Origin of the sequence: Ruminococcus sp. FC2018 (genome assembly GCF_000621805.1) — a bacterium.
Classification (GTDB): Bacteria; Bacillota; Clostridia; order Oscillospirales; family Ruminococcaceae; genus Hominimerdicola.
In genome coordinates, this window is record NZ_JHXH01000006.1 from 14,755 (window position 1) to 35,570 (window position 20,816).

Annotated in this window: 16 protein-coding genes and 2 tRNA genes; 16 read left to right on the top strand and 2 right to left on the bottom strand. The window is 47.7% G+C overall.

Annotation, left to right across the window (positions count from 1 at the left end; translation table 11 throughout):
* Nucleotides 1-116 precede the first annotated feature (116 nt).
* From T494_RS0105390 to T494_RS0105415, 6 genes are all read left to right on the top strand, one after another.
* A complete protein-coding gene (locus T494_RS0105390) occupies nt 117-659 on the top strand; it encodes a stage V sporulation T C-terminal domain-containing protein (RefSeq protein ID WP_028505413.1) in 543 nt (180 codons plus the stop codon).
* A gap of 328 nt (nt 660-987) precedes the next feature.
* The gene (locus T494_RS0105395) at nt 988-2,193 is read left to right on the top strand and encodes a hypothetical protein (RefSeq protein WP_028505414.1); all 1,206 of its coding nucleotides are present in this window, start codon (nt 988-990) and stop codon (nt 2,191-2,193) included.
* Nucleotides 2,190-2,684, top strand: a complete 495-nt coding sequence (locus tag T494_RS0105400; RefSeq protein ID WP_028505415.1) for a hypothetical protein — start codon at nt 2,190-2,192, stop codon at nt 2,682-2,684. The genes T494_RS0105395 and T494_RS0105400 overlap by 4 nt, the downstream gene beginning before the upstream one ends.
* A complete protein-coding gene (locus tag T494_RS12420) occupies nt 2,681-2,956 on the top strand; it encodes a hypothetical protein (RefSeq protein WP_037344065.1) in 276 nt (91 codons plus the stop codon). The genes T494_RS0105400 and T494_RS12420 overlap by 4 nt, the downstream gene beginning before the upstream one ends.
* Nucleotides 2,953-3,231, top strand: a complete 279-nt coding sequence (locus tag T494_RS0105410; protein WP_051540124.1) for a hypothetical protein — start codon at nt 2,953-2,955, stop codon at nt 3,229-3,231. The genes T494_RS12420 and T494_RS0105410 overlap by 4 nt, the downstream gene beginning before the upstream one ends.
* Nucleotides 3,232-3,258: 27 nt before the next feature.
* Nucleotides 3,259-4,230, top strand: a complete 972-nt coding sequence (locus tag T494_RS0105415) for a GH25 family lysozyme (RefSeq protein ID WP_028505417.1) — start codon at nt 3,259-3,261, stop codon at nt 4,228-4,230.
* A gap of 195 nt (nt 4,231-4,425) precedes the next feature.
* On the opposite strand, the gene T494_RS0105420 is transcribed toward T494_RS0105415, so the two are convergent.
* Together T494_RS0105420 and T494_RS0105425 are read right to left on the bottom strand one after the other, a co-directional pair.
* Nucleotides 4,426-4,512, bottom strand: a tRNA-Ser gene (locus T494_RS0105420).
* A gap of 36 nt (nt 4,513-4,548) precedes the next feature.
* Nucleotides 4,549-4,637: transfer RNA gene (locus T494_RS0105425), tRNA-Ser, on the bottom strand.
* 160 nt (nt 4,638-4,797) lie between these two features.
* Between T494_RS0105425 and secG the strand changes: the two genes are divergently transcribed.
* From secG to ilvN, 10 genes are all read left to right on the top strand, one after another.
* Nucleotides 4,798-5,058 (top strand): preprotein translocase subunit SecG, encoded by a 261-nt coding sequence (secG, locus tag T494_RS0105430; protein ID WP_028505418.1) that lies wholly within the window; start codon nt 4,798-4,800, stop codon nt 5,056-5,058.
* Between the two features lie 52 nt (nt 5,059-5,110).
* Entirely contained in the window at nt 5,111-5,884 is a 774-nt protein-coding gene (locus tag T494_RS0105435) for a GNAT family N-acetyltransferase (RefSeq protein ID WP_028505419.1), read from the top strand.
* Between the two features lie 76 nt (nt 5,885-5,960).
* On the top strand, nt 5,961-8,069 hold the full coding sequence (gene rnr, locus T494_RS0105440) for a ribonuclease R (protein WP_028505420.1): 2,109 nt from the start codon (nt 5,961-5,963) through the stop codon (nt 8,067-8,069).
* Nucleotides 8,070-8,291: 222 nt separating this feature from the next.
* Nucleotides 8,292-10,700, top strand: a complete 2,409-nt coding sequence (locus T494_RS0105445; RefSeq protein ID WP_028505421.1) for a glycosyl hydrolase family 65 protein — start codon at nt 8,292-8,294, stop codon at nt 10,698-10,700.
* A gap of 187 nt (nt 10,701-10,887) precedes the next feature.
* Entirely contained in the window at nt 10,888-11,955 is a 1,068-nt protein-coding gene (locus T494_RS0105455; protein WP_028505422.1) for a carbamoyl phosphate synthase small subunit, read from the top strand.
* A 30-nt stretch (nt 11,956-11,985) separates the two neighbouring features.
* Complete coding sequence (gene carB / locus T494_RS12425) at nt 11,986-16,032, top strand: carbamoyl-phosphate synthase large subunit (RefSeq protein WP_081777235.1); 4,047 nt, start codon at nt 11,986-11,988, stop codon at nt 16,030-16,032.
* A 29-nt stretch (nt 16,033-16,061) separates the two neighbouring features.
* Nucleotides 16,062-17,264 (top strand): LL-diaminopimelate aminotransferase, encoded by a 1,203-nt coding sequence (locus T494_RS0105465; RefSeq protein WP_028505423.1) that lies wholly within the window; start codon nt 16,062-16,064, stop codon nt 17,262-17,264.
* A gap of 100 nt (nt 17,265-17,364) precedes the next feature.
* Entirely contained in the window at nt 17,365-18,429 is a 1,065-nt protein-coding gene (locus T494_RS0105470; RefSeq protein WP_028505424.1) for an acyltransferase, read from the top strand.
* Nucleotides 18,430-18,571: 142 nt separating this feature from the next.
* Complete coding sequence (gene ilvB / locus T494_RS0105475) at nt 18,572-20,197, top strand: biosynthetic-type acetolactate synthase large subunit (RefSeq protein ID WP_028505425.1); 1,626 nt, start codon at nt 18,572-18,574, stop codon at nt 20,195-20,197.
* A 91-nt stretch (nt 20,198-20,288) separates the two neighbouring features.
* The gene (gene ilvN / locus T494_RS0105480) at nt 20,289-20,789 is read left to right on the top strand and encodes an acetolactate synthase small subunit (protein ID WP_028505426.1); all 501 of its coding nucleotides are present in this window, start codon (nt 20,289-20,291) and stop codon (nt 20,787-20,789) included.
* Nucleotides 20,790-20,816 lie beyond the last annotated feature (27 nt).

Consider the following 20,816-nt stretch of genomic DNA (forward strand, 5'->3'; position numbering starts at 1 on the left):
AAGGGGATATTTTATGTCGCAAAGCACCTGATATCGTTTTCTAAATTTTTCTGCGTATAATATGGCAATGACAGTAAAAAATATAACTGTAAATCAGCTTGAAAGGAACTGAATATATGAAAGCAACAGGAATTGTCCGCCGCATCGACGACCTTGGCAGGGTGGTAATACCAAAGGAGATAAGACGTACCATGCGTATAAGGGAGGGCGACCCTCTGGAGATATACACAAACCCTGACGGCGAGGTCATCTTCAAAAAATATTCGCCCATCAACGAGCTTTCCGAGGGTGCTGTCCAGGCAGCAGAGGTTATCGCAAAGCTTGGCAGCGCACCTGCGGTGGTATTTGATAACGACCATGTGGTAGCTGTGTCGGGAATATCCAAAAAAGAGTATTCCCAGCGCAGACTTTCACCGGCTCTGGAGGAGCTTTTGCAGCAGCGAAGGAGCTATGAGTATACCTCCGCCGCAGAACGTGCATTCTATCCCGTTGAAGGAATGAACGCACACGCCCTTGCCATTGCCCCCATTATTTCAGGCGGCGATGTTTCGGGAGCTGTGGCATTTGTGGCAGAGAAGGAAAACGAGTGTGCCACGGTCAAACAGGCGCTTCTGGCTAAGACAGCAGCCTTGTTTCTGGGAAAACAGATAGGTGACTGACAGGGTATTTTAAAAAGACTTGGTTTTTACCGGGTCTTTTTTGTTTTGCAAGGATTTATCTGTTAATAATTGAGCAAATAACTGCACACCGATGTTTTATTTCTTATTGCATTTTTATTTACCTGATTTGTGCGTACAGCACAATTACAAGACCCAAAACAGTTCAAAAGGCAGAATATACCTGCAATGAGCAGATTTTTCATTGACTGCACCGAACATATGTGCTATTATATTATCAGAACTAATGTTCGACAGCGTAATCTGCCGACACGCTGTATTTTTCGTTTTTGCTTTGCCGACAGCGAAAGCGGAAAAAGGAGGTTAACAAATGACAATAACTTTAAATGCAGATTATTTTGCCGTGAGTGACGAGAAGCTGCTTGGCTACTGCGGTGAAAAAGATGCAAGAAAAATGTCCTTTACGGGGCTTGATAATGTGTCTGCGGACAGATACAGTATTATTTTTACCTATCCCGACGGGGCATCATTTGAGTCGGAGATCTCAGACAGTGAGGTAACTCTCACAAATGCTGTAATGCGTATGTCCGGAATTATTCTCGCACAAGTGGTAGCCTGCATCACCCGTGACGAGGAGTACATAGTTGTTAAAAAGAGCAACATTATACAGCTGGAGATCAAGCCGTCGCTGGACGAAAAATCCCCGCCGTTCCCAAGCATTGATGATTCCCTGCGTGTGCTTGACGAGATACACGGTACAGCCGATCTGCTCACCGATCTTTCGGAGCTGCTTGACAGACGTCAGCAGCATCTTGATGATGAAATGTCGCAGATAGACGATGCACAGCAGGAGCTTATGACCCAGTTCGGTCAGTGCATAGAAAGCATAAACGATTCTGTTGATACCGCTCAGGAGTATGCTGCTATTGCCTCGGAAAATGCCGATCAGATCTTCAGGAACAAAAATGATATTGGAGCCGCCCGACCTAATATATTTAAACCGGTATATACCGAAAAGGAGTATAACGGCTTGACATTGACTGTCAATGATGATGCGAGCATAACGCTGAACGGCGAGATACCGGTGACCGATCCTCCCGGCAGCGGATACAGCGATATATCTCTTTGCGGTGATTTCAATCCATGGCTGATGCCCCAGCCGGAAAAGCACCTTGCAAACGGTAATTACATATTATACTTAGAAGGGGATTTTGAAAACGATAACGACTGCGGAGTAAGCATAAGAAAGTATAGTTGGAATCCCGATGGCGGCTATGTAGGGATAGGTGTTGCGCAGCGATGGGCAAACCAATCGGATCAGAGCTTTACTATTGCGGACGATCAGCAGTATCCCTACAACTGTATCTTTCTTTATGTCAAGAGAGGAGTGCAGTTCAACAACAAAACAGCAAAGATATCCGTCAGATATCCCGGAAGCGGAACAGCCAACACATGGCAGCCATATTCCCCTACCTTGCAGGAGCAGATAGACCGGCTTAAAGAGCAATCCTCAGGCGGATACAACGAAACACAAACAGAAAGAATTACAGACGAAGTAACGGAGGTGACACAATGATAGTTAAAAACGGAGCGAATATCATGTCCCAGCTTATTGGCAACAATACTAACTCAGTACCCCGAGGGTTGCTTACAAAGTGGGACGGCACACAAACAACGTCAAGTGAATCAATAATTCTTACCCTTCTCAGACCGGATGTTTTTGCATCAAACTCCGGTGTTACAATGAAGCTCGGTTCAGGGACTACACCTGTTGACTTTGACGATTATTGTCTTGAAAGCGAGATAGAAAGTACAAAGTATACCTGTACTTCCGCAGGAGGAAGCTCATCAGGGGGTCATCCTACGGTAACAGATGATGGCAAAGTACTATATACTTTTACCTTCACAGCCAATGAAAGCATTACAGTAAACGAGCTGTGCCTGCTGTACTTTGATTCGTCAGGAACTAAATACATGATTGCAAGAAAGATCGTGCCCACAAGGAACGCCGCCGCAGGGGAAACCTTTACCTTCAGCTTTGTAATAAACGGCGGAGGTGCTCAATGAGCGATCCCGTAATTGTAGGCATTATTACCGCCGTTGCAGCGGTGGTGTGTCAGATAATCATTTCAATCTCGGGGCGGTCGGCAGCGCAAAGAGAGCGTGCCGAGAGCCAGAGATTGATAACATATCGTCTTGACCAGCTGGAGCATAAAATGACAGTACATAACAATATGATCCAGCGCACTTACAAGCTGGAGCAGGACACAGAGATAACCAAGGAAAAACTGCTTTCAGTCACCCGCAGACTGGACGAACTGGAGGAGGCGATAAGATGAATTCACAGGAGCTGATAAACTACCTGCTTGCGCCGGCAGGACAGGTGATGCTTGTGATAGGTCTTGCGGAAGTGTTTAAAAAGATAGGCTGTCCCATAAAGTACATCCCGCTGATCGACCTGGTGCTTGGTCTTGCCTGCGGAATATTTGTCTGCGGCATCGAGCTTGGCTTTGGTGCTGTCAAGGGAGTAATGATCGGTCTTGCCATCGGACTAAGTGCCTGCGGACTTTTCAGCGGGATAAAAAATACAGTTCAGAAGCTGACAAAATGGTAGACACATTCAAGAAAAGGAGATTTTTTCATGACAAAAAGCGGAATTGACGTTTCCCAGTGGCAGGGCGCAATAAATTGGGCGCAGGTAAAGGGGAAGGTGGACTTTGCCCTTATCCGTGCAGGTTACGGCAACACACTTTCTTTCCCGTATCAGATAGACAATCAGTATGAAGCCAACTATAAGGGCTGCAAGGCGGCAGGGATACCGGTGGGCGTGTATTTTTACAGCTACGCAGCAACCGCTGCCGAGGCAGAGCGTGAGGCGGACAGCTGCATCGCTCTTTTAAAGGGCAAGCAGTTTGAGTATCCGGTCTATTACGATGTGGAGGAATTTGATATCTTCCGATCCGGAAACACCAACGCCATTATTACAGCGTTTTGTGACAAGCTTGAAAAGGCTGGATATTTCGTTGGTATCTATATCTACCGCAGCGCACTTCAGACCTATGTGAGCAAGCAGATACGTGAAAGGTACGCCATTGCAGTTGCCGAGTACGGTCCAAGCTGCAATTATGACGGACCCTACGGCATCTGGCAGAACACCTCTGACTGGTCATGCAGCGGCATAAGCGGCAGAGTTGACCATGACTACTGCTATGTGGACTATCCCGGGATAATCAAGGAGGCAGGCAGAAACGGATTTTCAAAGACTGTCCCTACCGTGAAGCCCACACCGGCTCCTGCACCAAAGCCGGAACCTGCGAAAAAGAGCGTGGACGAGATCGCCCGTGAGGTCATCGCAGGCAAATGGGGTGCAGGTGAGGAGCGCAAAAAGCTTCTTACCTCCGCAGGGTATGATTATAATGCGGTGCAGAACAAGGTAAACGAGATACTTTACGATCCAAAGCCACAGCCGCCGAAAAAGTCCATTGACCAGATCGCACGTGAGGTCATCCGAGGTGACTGGGGAGCAGGCGAGGAGCGCAGAAAACGCCTTACCGCCGCAGGATACGATTACGATGCGGTGCAGAAAAGAGTGAACGAAATTCTTTACGGATAACCGAGAAAGCAAAAAGCCTTACGTTTGAAGCGTAAGGCTTTTTTGCAAAGTAAGGAGATGTAAAAATAGGTTTGTCGTCCTTTTGTTCTATGTATGTATCATAGCACATTATTTTTCATTTGTGGTAACTTTTTTTGGACAGTTAAAAAATAGAAAGCCCACAGGGAAATAAACCTGTGAGCTTTATTCAATGCACGCGGATTGAGGGATTTGAACCCTCGCGCCCGTTTCCAGACCTACTCCCTTAGCAGGGGAGCCCCTTCACCACTTGGGTAAATCCGCAAACGTATTGCCAAAGCAATGCTTTTTTATAAAAAATGGCGGACAGGGTGGGATTCGAACCCACGGTACGTTGCCGTATCACTGGTTTTCAAGACCAGCTCCTTAAACCACTCGGACACCTGTCCATTCAGCGACTTAATTATTTTATCACAGTTTTTTACTCTTGTCAATAGGCTTGTTTCAAAAAAATCATAATTAAGAAGAAAAAATTTGTAAAAACACTTGCAATTTGAGAAAATGTGTGATATACTATACGAGATATTTATCAAAACGGAGGTTTTATCTATGTCTACAATGGAAATAGTTGCCGGTTCAGTACTGATCTTTGTCAGTCTTATACTGGTTTTGATAGTTCTTTCTATGGAATCCAAGGACCAGGGACTTACATCTGCCATAGGCGGCGGTTATAACGAATCTTTCTTCGGAAAGAACGGTAAGAGCACTAAGGAAGCCAAGCTTTCAAGAATTGCAAGAGTTTGCTCGGTACTGCTGTTTATCGTTACACTTGCGGTAAACATTATAGTTTCGATCTACTCTAAAAAGTAAGAGACCAGGCTGCTGCAGATCATGCGGCAGCTTTTTTGTTTAAGGAGAGAAAATGCAAAAAGCAAATTTCATAAGCCAGCGGCTGAAAAGGCTGTTTGACTGCTTTGACGATTCAATGATACAAAGCTGCTTTGAAGGGGTTTACGGTGAGCTTTGGTGTGACGATGAGCAAAAGCCCGGGACAGCAGTTATAGTTTCGGGAGATTTTCTCTATCTTGCAGGTAAACCCGGAAACGCAGGTGAGATAGCAGTTTTTTTGCAGGACAAGCCCAATGCGGTGATCGTGCCCGGGCGGGACGAATGGTTCGGTATGTTGGATGCTGCCTGCGGTCACAGGCTTATAAAGGTGCAGCGTTATCATATGCGTGCTGCAAAGGGCGGGTTTGACACAAAGTCGCTTGCAGATCTGGCGGATAAGATAAATTGTCCGCAGCTTGAGGGCTATACGCTTTGCGGTGTGGGTGAGAGCGAATACAGAGAATGTCTGGGTTCGGATTGGGCATACTCTTTTGTGTCCAATTTTTTGGACTATGAACAGTTCCGGAGGCACGGCTTCGGCTTTGTCGTCAAGCACGGCGGCAGAGTAGTCAGCGGAACCAGCACCTATTGCTATTACAGCAAAGGTGTGGAGGTGGAGGTCTCCACTTCGCCCGAGCACCGATCAAAGGGGCTTGCAGGGATAACAGCGGCGAGGTTTATTCTCGAATGTATCCACAGGCAGCTTGCCCCCAACTGGGACGCAAGGAACATGGCTTCGGTGAGCATTGCTAAAAAGCTGGGTTTTGAGCTGCATGATACATATACAGCATATGAGTTCAAAGAATAAGTTAACAAAATGATCCTGTCAAAGGACAAACAGGGTAATCAGGATCTTCAGAGAAATCAGCGTAAAAGGAGAAAAGATGAAAACAGATTACACAAAGCTTATAGTCAGCAAGCTAAAGCGTGCAGGGAAAAAACCGGTGCGCTACAAGGAGCTTTTGCGTGACTGCAAAAGAAAGCATTTTGATATAGACAAGTTCAACGACACGGTTTCTGCCATGAAACGCAGAGGTGAGATAACCGAAACAAAGTACGGTTTCAGCCTGGGCGAAAAAAAGAAGGAACGCAGGTGCGAGGTGGTGCGCATCAACCGCACGTTTGGTTTTGTGCGGGATCTGGAAACAGGTGCGGATTATTTTGTTGCGGGAAAGTATCTTATGGGTGCAATGCCGGGGGATATTGTATCTGTGCGTGTTTTCAAGGGAAAGGGTGAATCCCTTGAGGGCGAGGTAACTGCCATTGAACAGGAGAATTATTCACGCTTTATGGGTGAGATAGTCAGCGAGTTCGGACAGCTGAAGATCGTTCCCGATACCATGTGCAAATCCTCCATGAGCTTTGAGAACCCGCAGGGTCTTGAGCTGCACGAGGGGGACAAGGTGATCGCCGAGATAACCCACAGGGGCAAGCGTCACAGCGAGCACAGCTGCATCATCACCGCAAGCTACGGAAGCTCCATGAGGGCGTCGTCCTGTGCTCTCTGCGTTGTTGAGGTCAACGGACTTACTCCTGTATTCCCGCCCCAGGTAATAATGGAGGCAAGAAACGTCAGCGACTATTCACGTATAAACGCTGAGATACCGCTCAGGCTGGATCTGCGTGATGTGCCCATATTTACCATTGACGGAGCGGACACAAAGGATATCGACGATGCGATAAGCGTGAGAAAGATAAAAAGCGGATACGAGCTTGGGGTGCATATCGCAGACGTATCACACTATGTGCTGCCCAAGTCGGAGCTTGACAATGAGGCTTTCAAGCGTGGCACCAGCGTTTATTATGCAAACAGGGTAATACCCATGCTCCCAAAGGAGCTTTCAAACGGCATATGTTCCCTCAATCCCGGAGAGGACAGACTTGCCTTTTCCTGTATAGCCCAGCTGGACAAGCAGGGGCATATCACAAGCTACAAGTTTGCCAAGACCGTTATCCGTTCCCGAGTCAAGGGCGTATACAGCGAGATAAACGAGATGCTTGAAGGGTACAATTCAAAGTCCAACAGCGTTAAATATGCGGATGTTGAGGATCAGCTGCCGGTCATGCTGGAGCTGGCTGATATACTCAGGGCAGGTCGTCTGGAGAGGGGCTGTCCGGAGCTTGAGACCCTTGAGGGAAAGCTTATCATTGACGAAAACGACAGGTGCGTTGATGTTGTTCCCGGAACAAGGGGCAGAAGTGAGGAAATGATAGAGGATTTCATGCTTGTGGCAAACGAGTGTGCCGCACGCTTTGGCTTTGACAATAAGCTGCCGTTTGTATACCGTATCCACGAAGAGCCAAGCGAGGAAAAGACAGAGGGATTAAAGCAGGCTTTGGTGCAGCTGAACATACCATACAAGATAGGACAGCACACCACCCCTCAGGACATTGCCGCAATACTCAAACAGGTAAAGGATACAGCGCTGGCACCTGTTGTTAATAGCATTGCCCTCAGGAGTATGTCCAAGGCAAAGTATTCCACCGAGCCTGTGGGACACTTTGGTCTGGTACTTGACGATTATGCTCACTTTACCTCTCCCATCAGACGGTACCCTGATCTTGCCATACACCGCATAATGTCGGATTTCCTGAGGGGCGAAAAGGCAGCGGAAATTGCACGCAGATACTCAAAGTTCTCCTATGCCGCAGCAGACCAGGCAACTAAAACGGAGATAACCGCCATGGAGGTGGAGCGAAGCTGTGAGGACTGCTACAAGGCGGAGTATATGCTTGACCATGTGGACGAGGAGTTTGACGGCATTATTACAGGTGTGACCGACTTCGGTGTTTTTGTGGGGCTTGAAAATACCTGTGAGGGGCTTTTGCATATCGACCAGATGCAGGAGGGAATGTACAAGTCCGACGGGATGATAAGCCTTAAAAACTACTCAACGGGAAAGACCTATACCGTCGGCGACAGGATAAGAGTGAAAGTCATGGGCTCTAATGTCAACAGCGGAAAGATAGATTTTGCCCTTGCGGACGAATAAGCGAAATCAGCCGCCTTTGCAGCTTTGCAGGGGCGGCTTTCTTGTGCCGCTGCGGACATAGGGTTTGGTCAAAAAGTATATTTATCTTACCCGTTTTTATAAGAAAGTGCTAAAAATCCAGATACCCCTTGTATTATTTATTCGGATATGTTACAATAAATTGAATATATTTGATTATATTTATCTTTTGGAATAAAAAGGAATTAAAAGGAGAAGATCACTATGAATTACGGCTACTTTGACCTGGAAAATAAAGAGTATGTCATCACCAGACCGGATACACCCGCCCCCTGGGCGAATTATCTCGGCTCGCCTGAGTACGGTGCTATCGTGTCCAACAACGGCTTTGGTTACAGCTTTGTTAAAAGCGGTGCCAACGGACGTATTTCCAGATACCGCTTCAATTCAAACATCGGTCTGCCGGGCAGATTTGTTTATCTGCGTGACAGCGAGTCGGGGGACTACTGGTCATGCACATGGCAGCCGGTGGGCAAGAGCCTTGACGAGTACAAGACAGAGTGTCACCACGGAACAGCTTACACCACCGTTAAGTCGGATTATTCCGGCATAAGCTCGGAGATAACCTATTATGTACCGCTCAACAAGACATACGAGGTGTGGAGAACAAAGGTGACCAATAATTCCGGCAGAGCAAGAAAGCTGTCCGCTTTCGGCTTTATCGAGTTCACCAACGAGAATAACTATGAGCAGGATCAGGTCAATCTCCAATATACTTTGTTCATCACAAGAACCTCTTTTGAGGGCAATATGATAGTTGAGCACATCAATGAGTTCGATAACAGGGACGAAAGAGGCTACAACGGACAGGAGAGATTTTTCGGACTTGCCGGACAGAAGGTAAGCCATTATAACGGCAGCCTTGATGCGTTCATCGGTCCGTACAGAGATTATGGCAACCCCATTGCTTTGGAAAGAGGCAGCTGCGATGACGGGCTTAACTTCAACAGCAACTGCTGCGGAGCTTTGCAGTCGGACATAGAGCTTGCTGACGGCGAGAGCGCAGAGCTGATCTATGTTCTGGGTCAGAAGGATCCACAGGCAGCTCAGGCTGTAATGGCACAGTATGAGAAAAAGGGTGCAGTCGATGCAGAGCTTAAAGAGCTGGTGGATTACTGGCACTCAAAGCTGGATAACTTCAGGGTAAAGACACCTTCCGACGAGTTCAACAACATGGTGAATGTGTGGAACGCATATCAGTGCTTTATCACGTTTATCTGGTCAAGAGCAGCTTCGTTTATCTACTGCGGACTGAGAAACGGATACGGCTACCGTGATACCGTTCAGGATATTCAGGGCATTATCCATATAGATCCGGAGCTTGCTGCGGACAAGATAAGGTTTATGATCTCTGCTCAGGTGGACAACGGCGGCGGATTACCTCTTGTAAAGTTTGACCATAAGGCAGGCTTTGAGAACTGCCCGGACGAAAACGACCCCAACTCGGAGTACGCTTTGCAGACAGGTCACCCCTCTTACAGGGCTGACGATGCACTGTGGCTGTTCCCGACGGTAGTTAAATATATTGGTGAAAGCGGAAACAAGGCGTTCCTTGACGAGGTCATCGTTTATGCAAACGGCGGCGAGGACACAGTTTACGACCACCTGAAAAATGCTATCAGATTTTCAATGGAAAGACTGGGTGCACACCATATGCCTGCAGGCCTGCACGCTGACTGGAACGACTGTCTGCGTCTGGGCGCACAGGGCGAGTCCACATTCGTCGCTTTCCAGCTGTTCTATGCTATGAACGTTATGAGAGATATTGCCAAGGATAGAGGGGACGATGAGTATATCGCTTATCTTGACAAGGCACAGGGCGAGCTTGCCAAGGCACTGGGCGACTGCTGGGACGAGGACAGATTTATCAGAGGTATTAGGGACAACGGCGTTGTCGTTGGCGCAAAGAAGGACCCCGAGGCAAATATGTGGCTCAATCCTCAGTCATGGTCTGTTATCTCCGGATTTGCTTCAAAGGAGCAGGGAGTTACAGCTATGGACAAGGTCCATGAGATACTCAATACGCCATATGGCATAAAGCTTATGGAGCCGCCTTACAAGGATCATTATTTCGACGGTGCGCTCATGCATATCTTTAACCCCGATACCAAGGAAAACGGCGGTATCTTCTCACAGCCTCAGGGCTGGGCTATACTTGCCGAGTCACTTCTGGGCAGAGGCGACAGAGCGTTTGAATACTTTATGGAATCAGCTCCTGCAAGCATGAACGATAAGGCTGAGATAAGAGTAATGGAGCCGTATGTTCACGGCCAGTTTACCGAGGCAACACGTTCGCCTTTTGCCGGCAGATCCCACGTTCACTGGCTGACAGGTACAGGCTCAACGGTAATGGTAGGCTGTGTTGAGGGTATCTGCGGAATGAGACCCAATGCAGACGGACTTGTTATCGACCCGTCCATACCACATGAGTGGGACGGATTTACTATCGAAAAGAATTTCCGTGGAAAGCATATCAGCATTGATATAAAGAATCCGGATCACGTTCAGAGCGGAGTCAGGGAAATGACCGTCAACGGCGAAAAGGTACAGGGCAATTTCCTTTCGGCAGACAAGCTTACAGATACCACAAAGGTAGAGGTTATCCTGGGATGATTCAAGATCACACAGAGGGCGCATTCGATGCGTCCTCTTTTTTGCTTTTCAAGCCTGCCGAAAAAATGCACATTATTTTCTGACAATTTTGTTGAGTGTGACAGAATTGAAAAAAACAGCCTAACTCGCTTTACAAAGAAAACGTTTTATGTTATAATGGATAAAATGCGAAAAGGAGGAGCTTGAAGTGCAAAAGGCATATCTTATTCTGGAAAACGGTACTATTTTCGAGGGTAACAGCTTTGGTGCTGCCGGTGAAGCTGTTGGTGAAATAGTTTTTACTACCGGCATGGCGGGCTATCTTGAAACCGTTACCGATCCTTGTTTTTATGGACAGATCGTTGTTCAGACATTTCCTTCCATTGGAAATTACGGTGTTATTGCCGACAATATGGAATCGGCTGATTCACACGTTAAAGCTTATATTGTCAGAGAATGGTGTCAGGAGCCCAGCAACTACCGTTGTGAGGGTGATCTTGACACTTTTTTAAAGGAAAAAAATATTGTTGGTCTTTGCGGGATCGACACAAGACAGCTCACAAAGATAATCCGTGAAAACGGAGTTATGAACGGAAAGATCGTGGGCGAGGGCGCAAGCTTCGGTCTGACCGACATCAAGGGCTATGCTATCGAAGATGCTGTGGAGAGCGTTACCTGCAAGGAGGAAAAGACATACAAGCCTCAGGGCGATGTTAAGTTCAGAGTGGCTGCTTTGGATCTTGGCATGAGAAATTCCATGCTGGCACAGCTGCTCAGCAGGGGATATGAGGTCACTGTGGTTCCTGCATTCACCAAGGCTGAAAGGATAAAGGAGCTTGGGGTGCAGGGCGTTGTGCTTACCCAGGGTCCCGGCGATCCGTCACAGTATACACAGATCACAGATGAGCTTAAAAAGCTAATCGAGATGAAGATGCCTGTCTTTGCAGTGGGAATGGGTCATGAGCTTCTTGCTGTGGCACACGGCGCAAAGACATATAAACTGAAATACGGTCACAGAGGTGCAAACCAGCCTGTTGAATACATGGCAACGGGAAAGACATATATCACCTCACAGAATCACGGCTACGGCGTTGAGAACCTTGCCCTGCCCGGCAACGCAAAGGCAAGCTTTGTCAATGTAAATGACAAGTCCTGTGAGGGGCTTGAGTATGAGGGCGAGCCGGTGGTATCCGTGCAGTTCGATCCGGAGCTTGACGGAGGACCGCTGGACACAAGCTTCCTTTACGAAAAGTTCGAGGGATACATGACCAAGTAATACAGCACACTCAGAAAGGAATGAATCTAAATGCCTTTGAAAAAAGATATAAAAAGAGTCCTTGTCATCGGTTCGGGTCCTATCGTTATAGGTCAGGCAGCTGAGTTTGACTATGCGGGAACACAGGCTTGCCGTGCTCTTAAACAGCAGGGACTTGAGGTAATTCTTATAAACTCAAACCCCGCCACGATCATGACAGATAACGCAATGGCGGATAAAATATATATCGAGCCGCTGACTCTTGAAACAGTCAAGAGAGTCATCAAGAAAGAACGCCCTGACAGCGTGCTTTCCACCCTTGGCGGACAGACCGGACTAACCCTTTCCATGCAGCTTGCAAAGGAAGGGTTCCTTGACAAGTACAACGTGAAGCTGCTGGGCGCAAGAGTGGAGACTATTGACAAAGCCGAGGACAGACAGATGTTCAAGGATACCATGGAGTCCATCGGACAGCCTTGTATCCCATCAAAGGTAGTCAATACCGTAGAGGATGCAGTTGAGTTTGCCCACTCTATCGGCTATCCCCTTATCATAAGACCTGCCTTTACCCTTGGCGGAACAGGCGGCGGTATCGTGCATAACGATGAAGAGCTGCGTGAGATAACAAGAAACGGTCTTTACCTTTCACCTATAACCCAGGTGCTGGTTGAAAAATGTATCAGCGGCTGGAAGGAAATAGAGTTTGAGGTCATCCGTGACTCAAAGGGCAACTGTATCACAGTGTGTTCAATGGAGAACGTTGACCCTGTGGGAGTGCATACGGGAGATTCTATCGTTATCGCTCCTGCGGTAACACTCTCAACACAGGAGTATGCAATGCTGCGCACAGCTGCGCTGAAGATAGTTGATACCCTTGAGGTGGAGGGCGGATGCAACTGCCAGTTCGCACTTGACCCTGAGTCAAACGAATATGCGGTTATCGAGGTAAACCCCAGAGTTTCCCGTTCTTCCGCACTTGCTTCAAAGGCAACAGGATATCCTATCGCAAAGGTTGCTGCCCAGATCGCTATCGGCTATACTCTTGACGAGATAAAGAACGCAGTTACCGGCAAGACTTATGCCTGCAACGAGCCGACTATCGACTACATAGTCTGCAAGCTGCCTAAGTGGCCCTTTGACAAGTTCGTTTATGCAAAGCGTGAGCTTGGCACCCAGATGAAGGCAACAGGTGAGGTAATGTCCATCGGTACCAGCTTCGAGCAGGCTATCATGAAGGCTGTGAGAGGTGCAGAGATAGGACACGACTGCCTTATCTCACCGAAGATGGAAGATCTTTCCGACGATGAGATAAAAGCTAAGATACATAACTGCGACGACGAAAGACTTTTCGTGGTCTATGAGGCACTGCGCCGTGGCGTAAGCGTTGAGGAGATACACAGGATAACCATGATAGACGAGTGGTTCCTCAACAAGTTCCTTAACCTTATCGCCATGGAAAAACAGCTCAAGGATAATTACAGCGACGAGGTCTACCTTGCAGCCAAAAAGCTGGGCTACCCCGACAAGGTCATCCAAAGACTTTCCGGTCAGCCTATCAAAAAGAATATCCACTGCGTATATAAAATGGTTGACACCTGTGCTGCCGAGTTTGCGGCGCAGACACCGTATTTCTACTCCACCTATGATAACGAGGACGAGGCGAGCGAGTTTATTGCCAACAGAGTGGGCGAGAAAAAGACAGTTATCGTATTCGGCTCAGGTCCTATCCGTATCGGACAGGGTATCGAGTTTGACTATGCTTCCGTTCACTGCGTATGGGCACTTAAAGAGCATGGCTACGACGTTGTTATCGTAAACAACAACCCCGAGACGGTATCCACAGACTTTGATACCGCCGACAGACTTTACTTTGAGCCGCTTACCGACGAGGACGTATGGAACATCATCAGAGTTGAAAAGCCGGTGGGAGTTGTTGTAGCTTTCGGCGGACAGACAGCTATCAAGCTCACAAAGTTCCTTGACAGCAAGGGAGTTAAGATACTGGGTACACCTCCGGATTCTATCGACGCAGCCGAGGACAGAGAGAGATTTGACGAGCTGCTTGAACAGCTTAAAATAAAGCGTCCTGAGGGCTTTACGGTAATGACTGAACAGGAGGCTCTGGACGTTGCAAACAAGATAGGTTATCCTGTACTTATGAGACCGTCCTATGTGCTTGGCGGACAGAACATGATAATCGCCTTTAATGACGACGATATCAAGGAGTATATGGCTATAATCCTTGACCAGGGCATCGAGAACCCTGTGCTTATCGACAAGTACCTTATGGGTACAGAGCTGGAGATAGATGCTATATGCGACGGAGAGGAGATACTTATCCCGGGCATTATGGAGCATATCGAGAGAACAGGTATCCACTCGGGCGACTCTATCGCTGTTTATCCTGCATGGAATGTTTCGGATAAGCTTATGGAAAGAATAGTTGACTGCTCCAAGCGTCTTGCTATCTCGCTTAAAACAAAAGGTCTGGTGAATATCCAGTATCTTATAAACAATGACGAGCTTTACGTTATCGAGGTAAATCCACGTTCTTCAAGAACTATCCCTTACATCTCAAAGGTTACAGGCGTGCCAATGGTCGATCTTGCTACAAAGGCTATGCTGGGCGAAAAGCTGGCAGATATGGGCTACGGCACAGGTCTTTACAAGAACTCCCCGTATGTAGCTGTTAAGGTCCCTGTATTCAGCTTTGAAAAGCTTATCGACGTTGATAACCACCTTGGTCCCGAGATGAAGTCAACCGGTGAGGTGCTTGCAGTTTCTTCAAGCCTTGAGGAATCACTGTACAAGGGTCTTACCGCCGCAGGCTATAAGCTTGGCAAAACAGGCGGAGTGTTCATCACCGTAAGAGATACCGACAAGGGAGAGATCCCAAGGACAGCAAAGCTTTTTGCGGACCTGGGCTTCAAGCTTTATGCCACAAGAGGCACTGCTGCTGCGCTTAAAGAGCACGGTATCCAGGCAGAGGTGGTCAATAAGATACACGAGGGAGAGAACAACACCATCGACCTTATCGAAAGCGGAAAGGTATCCTATGTTATCTCCACATCGGCAAAGGGCAGAATGCCTACAAGAGATTCTGTTAAGATAAGAAGAAAGACTGTTGAGTGGAATATCCCTTGCCTTACTTCTATCGATACAGCCAACGCTATTGCTACGTCCCTGCGAAGCAAGTTCACCGAGAACTCCACAGAGATAGTTGACATCAACAACATGAGAAAAGAAAAGCAGCACCTTGAATTCACCAAGATGCAGGGCTGCGGAAACGATTATGTATACTTCAACTGCTTTGACAAGGAGGTCGACAACCCCGAGGGTCTGGCTATCAACCTTTCAGACAGACATTTCGGTATCGGCGGCGACGGAGTCATTCTTATATGTCCGTCAGATATAGCTGATGCCAAGATGAGAATGTTCAACCTTGACGGTTCGGAAGGAAAGATGTGCGGCAACGGCATAAGATGTGTTGCCAAGTTCATGCGTGACAACGGCATCGTTGACAAGGACGACATGACCGTCGAGACTCTTTCCGGCATTATGAAGATAAGCCTTACAAGACATTACGGCGAGGTCAACGGAGCTACCGTAAATATGGGCAAGGCTATACTTGAACCTGCACAGATACCTGTTACCCTTGAAGCAGGGGACAACGGTGCGGTGGTTGACAGACCGGTGCATATCATCGACAAGGATTTCAATATCACCTGCGTTTCAATGGGCAATCCTCACGCTGTTACATTCATCAACAACGTGGACGATTTTGATATTGAAAAATACGGTCCTGTATTTGAACACCATGAGATCTTCCCCGAGAGAGTCAACACCGAGTTTATCAAGGTCATTGACGAGCGCACACTTAAAATGAGAGTCTGGGAGAGAGGCTCCGGTGAGACGTGGGCGTGCGGAACAGGTGCCTGCGCAGCAGTTACTGCCGCTGTGCTCAACGGCTACTGCAAGAAGGACGAGGAGATAACTGTTCTTCTGCGGGGCGGCACTCTGAAGATACGCTATACAGACGATGCGGTTTATCTTACCGGTGACGCTGTTACCGTATTCTCCGGTGAAATAGTCATCTGACCACATATATCCAGAAGGAGTTGTTACAAATGCCACAGATAAACGAAAATTTTTTGAAGCTTGAAAAGAATTATCTTTTCATAAATATTGCAAAGAAAGTAAATGCCTACAAAGCCGCTCACCCCGAAGCTGATATTATAAGAATGGGTATCGGCGATGTTACCCTGCCTATCGCAAAATGTGTTGTTGAGGCAATGAAAAAGGGCGCAGACGAAATGGGCGTGAAGGAGACTTTCAAGGGCTACGAGGATTCCGGTGCAGGCTATTATTTCCTGCGTGAGGCAGTTTCGGGTTATTACAAGTCCTTCGGAGTTGACGTTCCCGCAGGAGATATCCGTATCAACGACGGTGCAAAGGCTGACTGCGGAAATATCGTTGATATATTCGGAAACGACAACACCGTGCTTATCACAGACCCTGCTTACCCTGTTTATGTGGACACAAACAGAATGTGCGGCAGAAATGTTATCTTTGCGGACTCAAACGAGAAGAACGGATTTGCTGCAATGCCCGACGACAGCGTAAATTGTGACCTTATCTATCTTTGTTCGCCAAACAACCCCACAGGCTCGGCTTACACCTATGACCAGCTGAAAGAGTGGATCGCTTACGCTAAAAAGAACAATGCGGTTATTATCTACGACAGCGCTTACGAGGCGTTTATCACCGATGAGAACGTGCCAAGATCTATCTATGCGGTAGAGGGCGCAAAGGAAGTTGCTATCGAAATGTGCTCGCTGTCCAAGACAGCAGGCTTTACAGGTATGCGCTGCGGCTACACGGTAGTACCAAGCGAGCTTGTTGTAAAGGCTTCCGACGGCAGTGAGGTAAAGCTTGCGGACCTTTGGGGAAGAAGACAGGGCAGCAAGTTCAACGGCGTATCTTACCCGGTACAGTGCGCTGCTGCGGCAGTTTTCACCGAGGAAGGCTTAAAGCAGACAAGAGAGAACATCGAGTATTATAAGAATAACGCAAAGATAATCGGTGAAACTTTGGACGAGCTGGGAATAAAGTACACCGGCGGAAAGAACAGCCCGTATATCTGGCTCAAGTGCCCCGGCAATATGGGCAGCTGGGAGTTCTTTGACCTGCTGCTTGAAAAGATAAATGTTGTCGGCACACCCGGTGCAGGCTTTGGCAAGAACGGCGAGGGCTGGTTCAGACTTACCGCATTCGGCGATAAGGACAGAACTATCGAGGCTATGCAAAGGCTCAAGACCCTTAAATTCTGAATGAAGACAGATCATCTCCCTGCATTTTGCGGGGAGATTTTTTATTGACTTGCACTGCACAGTGTGATATACTTAACAAAAATAAGAACGGGGTAAAAAGATGGTTAAGCGTCTGAACTACATCGACAATCTGCGGTGGATGACGGTTTCGCTGCTGATAGTTTATCATGCGGCGATAGCCTACAACACGTGGGACGAGGCAAATTACATATTCTTTGAGCCTGTAAAGCCGATAGCTGCGGTGGTTTCATTTATAAGCCCGTGGTTCATGCCGATAATGTTCCTGCTGGCAGGCGTTTCGGCTCGCTTTTCGCTTCAAAAAAGGGGATACCGCACGTTTATAAAAGAGCGTTTTGTGCGCCTTGGTATCCCGTTCGTGTTCGGGCTGCTCGCTGTAAACCCGATAATGAGCTATGTCGCAGATGTTACTCACAACGGTTACAGCGGCGGATATTTCGCCCACTACACAACGTATTTTACAAAATTCACCGACCTGACGGGGTATGATGGCGGTTTTACGCTGGGACATTTCTGGTTCCTCGGTGTGCTGATAATTATTTCAATTTTATCCTGTGTGATCATCAGGCTGGTCGGAGATACTGACGTGAAAGGCAAAAAGGGGTTTGCCGTTGCCGCAGTGCTGACGGTTGCGGCGATAGCACTGTTTAATGTGGATATTATGGGCAAAAAAGTTTCCACATATCTGTGCGTTTATCTGCTGGGGTACTATTTTTTCAGCCGGCAAAGCTTTGCGCTGAGCCTTAAAAGATGCAAAATTCCGCTTGTGATGCTTGCACTTGCGGCAAACATCGCCAACACGGCGATATTTATATTTATAGGCGGACATAAGGATCTTAATACTATCTGCAATTATGCTTCGTTTGCGCTTGCTGTGCCTGCGCTTATGATACTTGCTCACGATCACCTTGATTTCGCAAACAGCTTTACAAGGTTCAATTCAAGTGTGTCGTATGTGTTCTATATCCTGCATTTCCCGATAGTGATACTGTGCCAGTATTTGCTAAGCCATACAGGTGTCGGCGTTATCCCAAATTTCACTGTGACTGTTTTTATCTGCTATCCGCTGGTTTATGCGCTGTGCGTGGGAGTGAGAAAGGTGCCGTATCTGCAAGTGCTTTTTGGCTTGTCTGCAAAAAAGAAGTAGGAAGTGCGAAAGCCTGCCTCTATCACAAAATATATTGCGGCGGACAAGCGCACCGCCGCCGGGGTATTTTGCTGTTGACTTGACAGGCTTTTTGTGCTATACTGATTTAAAACAGTAAATTGCTTATGGAGGTCAGTTTTTTATGAAAATGACGGTAAGTCAGGCTATGGTAGAGTGCCTTAAAGCTGAGGGTATAAATACCGTTTACGGCTATCCCGGCGCAGCTATCTGCCCGTTTTACGATGAGCTTAAAAAAACCGGGAAGGATATAAAGCACGTGCTTGTGCGCCACGAGGCAAATGCAGGTCACGCTGCCAACGGATATGCTCGTATTTCCGGCAAGCCTGCGGTGTGCATCGCCACCTCCGGTCCGGGTGCGACTAATCTTATAACCGCCATAGCTACGGCTTATGCGGACTCTATACCTATAATCTGTATCACAGGTCAGGTCAACACCGACCAGATCGGCTCTGATGTTTTTCAGGAGGCGGATATCACAGGTGCGGCTGAACCGTTTGTCAAGCACAGCTACCTGCTGAAAGACCCTGATGATGTGGCAAGGGTGTTCAAAGAGGCGTTTTATATTTCAGGTACCGGCAGACCGGGTCCTGTGCTCATAGACGTACCAATGGACGTCCAGAAGATGACTGTGGATTTCAGCTATCCTAAAAAGTGCGATATAAGAAGCTATAAGCCTACCGGAAAGGGTAACGCCTTTCAGGTGAAGAAGGTAATGAAAGCACTTTGTGAGGCTGAAAAGCCGCTTATATGTGTAGGCGGAGGCGTTTTTGCCGCCCACGCACAGGAGGAGATAGTGAAGCTGTCCCACACAATGCAGATCCCCGTTATCACAACTATGATGGGTATTTCTGTGTTCCCGGACGATGATGAGCTGTTCTGCGGAATGATAGGCTCCTTTGGTATCAAAGCCGCAAATGCAGCTGTAAACCTTTGCGATACGCTTTTCCTTGTGGGAGCAAGAGTGGGTGACAGAGCCGTGAGCACGCCTATGACGCTTGCAAAGACAACTACTATTATTCACATAGATATCGACCCGGCGGAAATAGGGAAGAATATCGGAACGGATATCCCCCTTGTGGGCGACGCAAAACTGGTGCTGCAGCAGCTGCTTGAAAAAGCACAGCCAATGAAGCACACACAGTGGCTCAAGGAGCTGAAACAGTACAGAACAAGCTATGAGCCGGTGAAAACTCCCAAGGGAACAGTTGACCCCAAGGAGTTTATGCTGAGGCTTTCGGCGGCTATGCCTGCAAAGACAACCATTGTGGCGGACGTTGGACAAAACCAGATCTGGACCTGTAACAACTATAAATTCTCCAAGGGCGGAAGGCTGCTCACCACAGGCGGTATGGGAACTATGGGCTATTCCATACCTGCTGCTATCGGTGCTAAAATGGCGGATCCCAAGCGTCCTACTGTTGCTGTATGCGGTGACGGTGCGTTCCAGATGTGTATGATGGAGCTGGCTACTGCCGTTCAGCATGGGGTGGACATCAAGATCGTGGTTATGACCAACAACAGACTGGGAATGGTGCGTGAGCTCCAGACCGTGGGCTACGGCGACAGACAAACAGCTGTTTTCCTTGACGGTTCTCCCGACTTTATAAAGCTGGCAAAAGCCTATGGTATCGACGCTTTCCGTGTGGACAGCAGCAGCGACGTGGACAAGGCTGTGGACATGATAGCTAACCACAAGGGAATATGCCTTGTGGAGGTCGATGTGGAGGATATGTTCCCTACACGCTGATTGATAATTTATCAATCATTAGTTCACAATAATATAACAAATAGATGATATACTTTCAAGTGGACATTTAATCGGATTCGGAGGTTTTTTGATGAAGCATACAATTTCTGTCCTTGTTGAAAACCACAGCGGCGTTCTTTCAAGGATCTCGGGACTTTTTTCAAGACGAGGCTTCAATATCGAAAGTCTTGCAGTGGGACCTACCCACGACCCCTCTATCTCAAGGATCACAATAGTTGCCGACGGCGACGAGCATACCGTTGAGCAGATCGAAAAGCAGCTCAACAAGCTTATCGAGGTCATCAAGGTCAAGACTTTTGCAAAGGACGAGTTCCTTGCAAGAGAGCTGATGATTGTAAAGCTTACCGTTTCTCCCGAAAAGAGAAGCGAGGTAATGACCATTGCGGAGATAATCAACGCAAAGGTAATGGATGTTACTCTTACCACAATGACGCTGGAGATATGCGATACATACGCACAGCTTTGCAGATTTGAGGAGATAATCGCTCCTTACGGCATTATCGAAATGGTAAGAACAGGCACGGTTGCCATTGAAAAGGGCAGCGAAACATTCAGCCCGAAGAAAAACTAAGTACCACACAGCCGTAAGGCTGAAAAA

What these genes read in the sequence shown, in the direction of transcription:
- T494_RS0105390 (WP_028505413.1), top strand. Translation starts at nt 117, where the DNA reads ATGAAAGCAACAGGAATTGTCCGCCGCATCGACGACCTTGGCAGGGTG.
- T494_RS0105395 (WP_028505414.1), top strand. Translation starts at nt 988, where the DNA reads ATGACAATAACTTTAAATGCAGATTATTTTGCCGTGAGTGACGAGAAG.
- T494_RS0105400 (WP_028505415.1), top strand. Translation starts at nt 2,190, where the DNA reads ATGATAGTTAAAAACGGAGCGAATATCATGTCCCAGCTTATTGGCAAC.
- T494_RS12420 (WP_037344065.1), top strand. Translation starts at nt 2,681, where the DNA reads ATGAGCGATCCCGTAATTGTAGGCATTATTACCGCCGTTGCAGCGGTG.
- T494_RS0105410 (WP_051540124.1), top strand. Translation starts at nt 2,953, where the DNA reads ATGAATTCACAGGAGCTGATAAACTACCTGCTTGCGCCGGCAGGACAG.
- T494_RS0105415 (WP_028505417.1), top strand. Translation starts at nt 3,259, where the DNA reads ATGACAAAAAGCGGAATTGACGTTTCCCAGTGGCAGGGCGCAATAAAT.
- secG (WP_028505418.1), top strand. Translation starts at nt 4,798, where the DNA reads ATGTCTACAATGGAAATAGTTGCCGGTTCAGTACTGATCTTTGTCAGT.
- T494_RS0105435 (WP_028505419.1), top strand. Translation starts at nt 5,111, where the DNA reads ATGCAAAAAGCAAATTTCATAAGCCAGCGGCTGAAAAGGCTGTTTGAC.
- rnr (WP_028505420.1), top strand. Translation starts at nt 5,961, where the DNA reads ATGAAAACAGATTACACAAAGCTTATAGTCAGCAAGCTAAAGCGTGCA.
- T494_RS0105445 (WP_028505421.1), top strand. Translation starts at nt 8,292, where the DNA reads ATGAATTACGGCTACTTTGACCTGGAAAATAAAGAGTATGTCATCACC.
- carB (WP_081777235.1), top strand. Translation starts at nt 11,986, where the DNA reads ATGCCTTTGAAAAAAGATATAAAAAGAGTCCTTGTCATCGGTTCGGGT.
- T494_RS0105465 (WP_028505423.1), top strand. Translation starts at nt 16,062, where the DNA reads ATGCCACAGATAAACGAAAATTTTTTGAAGCTTGAAAAGAATTATCTT.
- T494_RS0105470 (WP_028505424.1), top strand. Translation starts at nt 17,365, where the DNA reads ATGGTTAAGCGTCTGAACTACATCGACAATCTGCGGTGGATGACGGTT.
- ilvB (WP_028505425.1), top strand. Translation starts at nt 18,572, where the DNA reads ATGAAAATGACGGTAAGTCAGGCTATGGTAGAGTGCCTTAAAGCTGAG.
- ilvN (WP_028505426.1), top strand. Translation starts at nt 20,289, where the DNA reads ATGAAGCATACAATTTCTGTCCTTGTTGAAAACCACAGCGGCGTTCTT.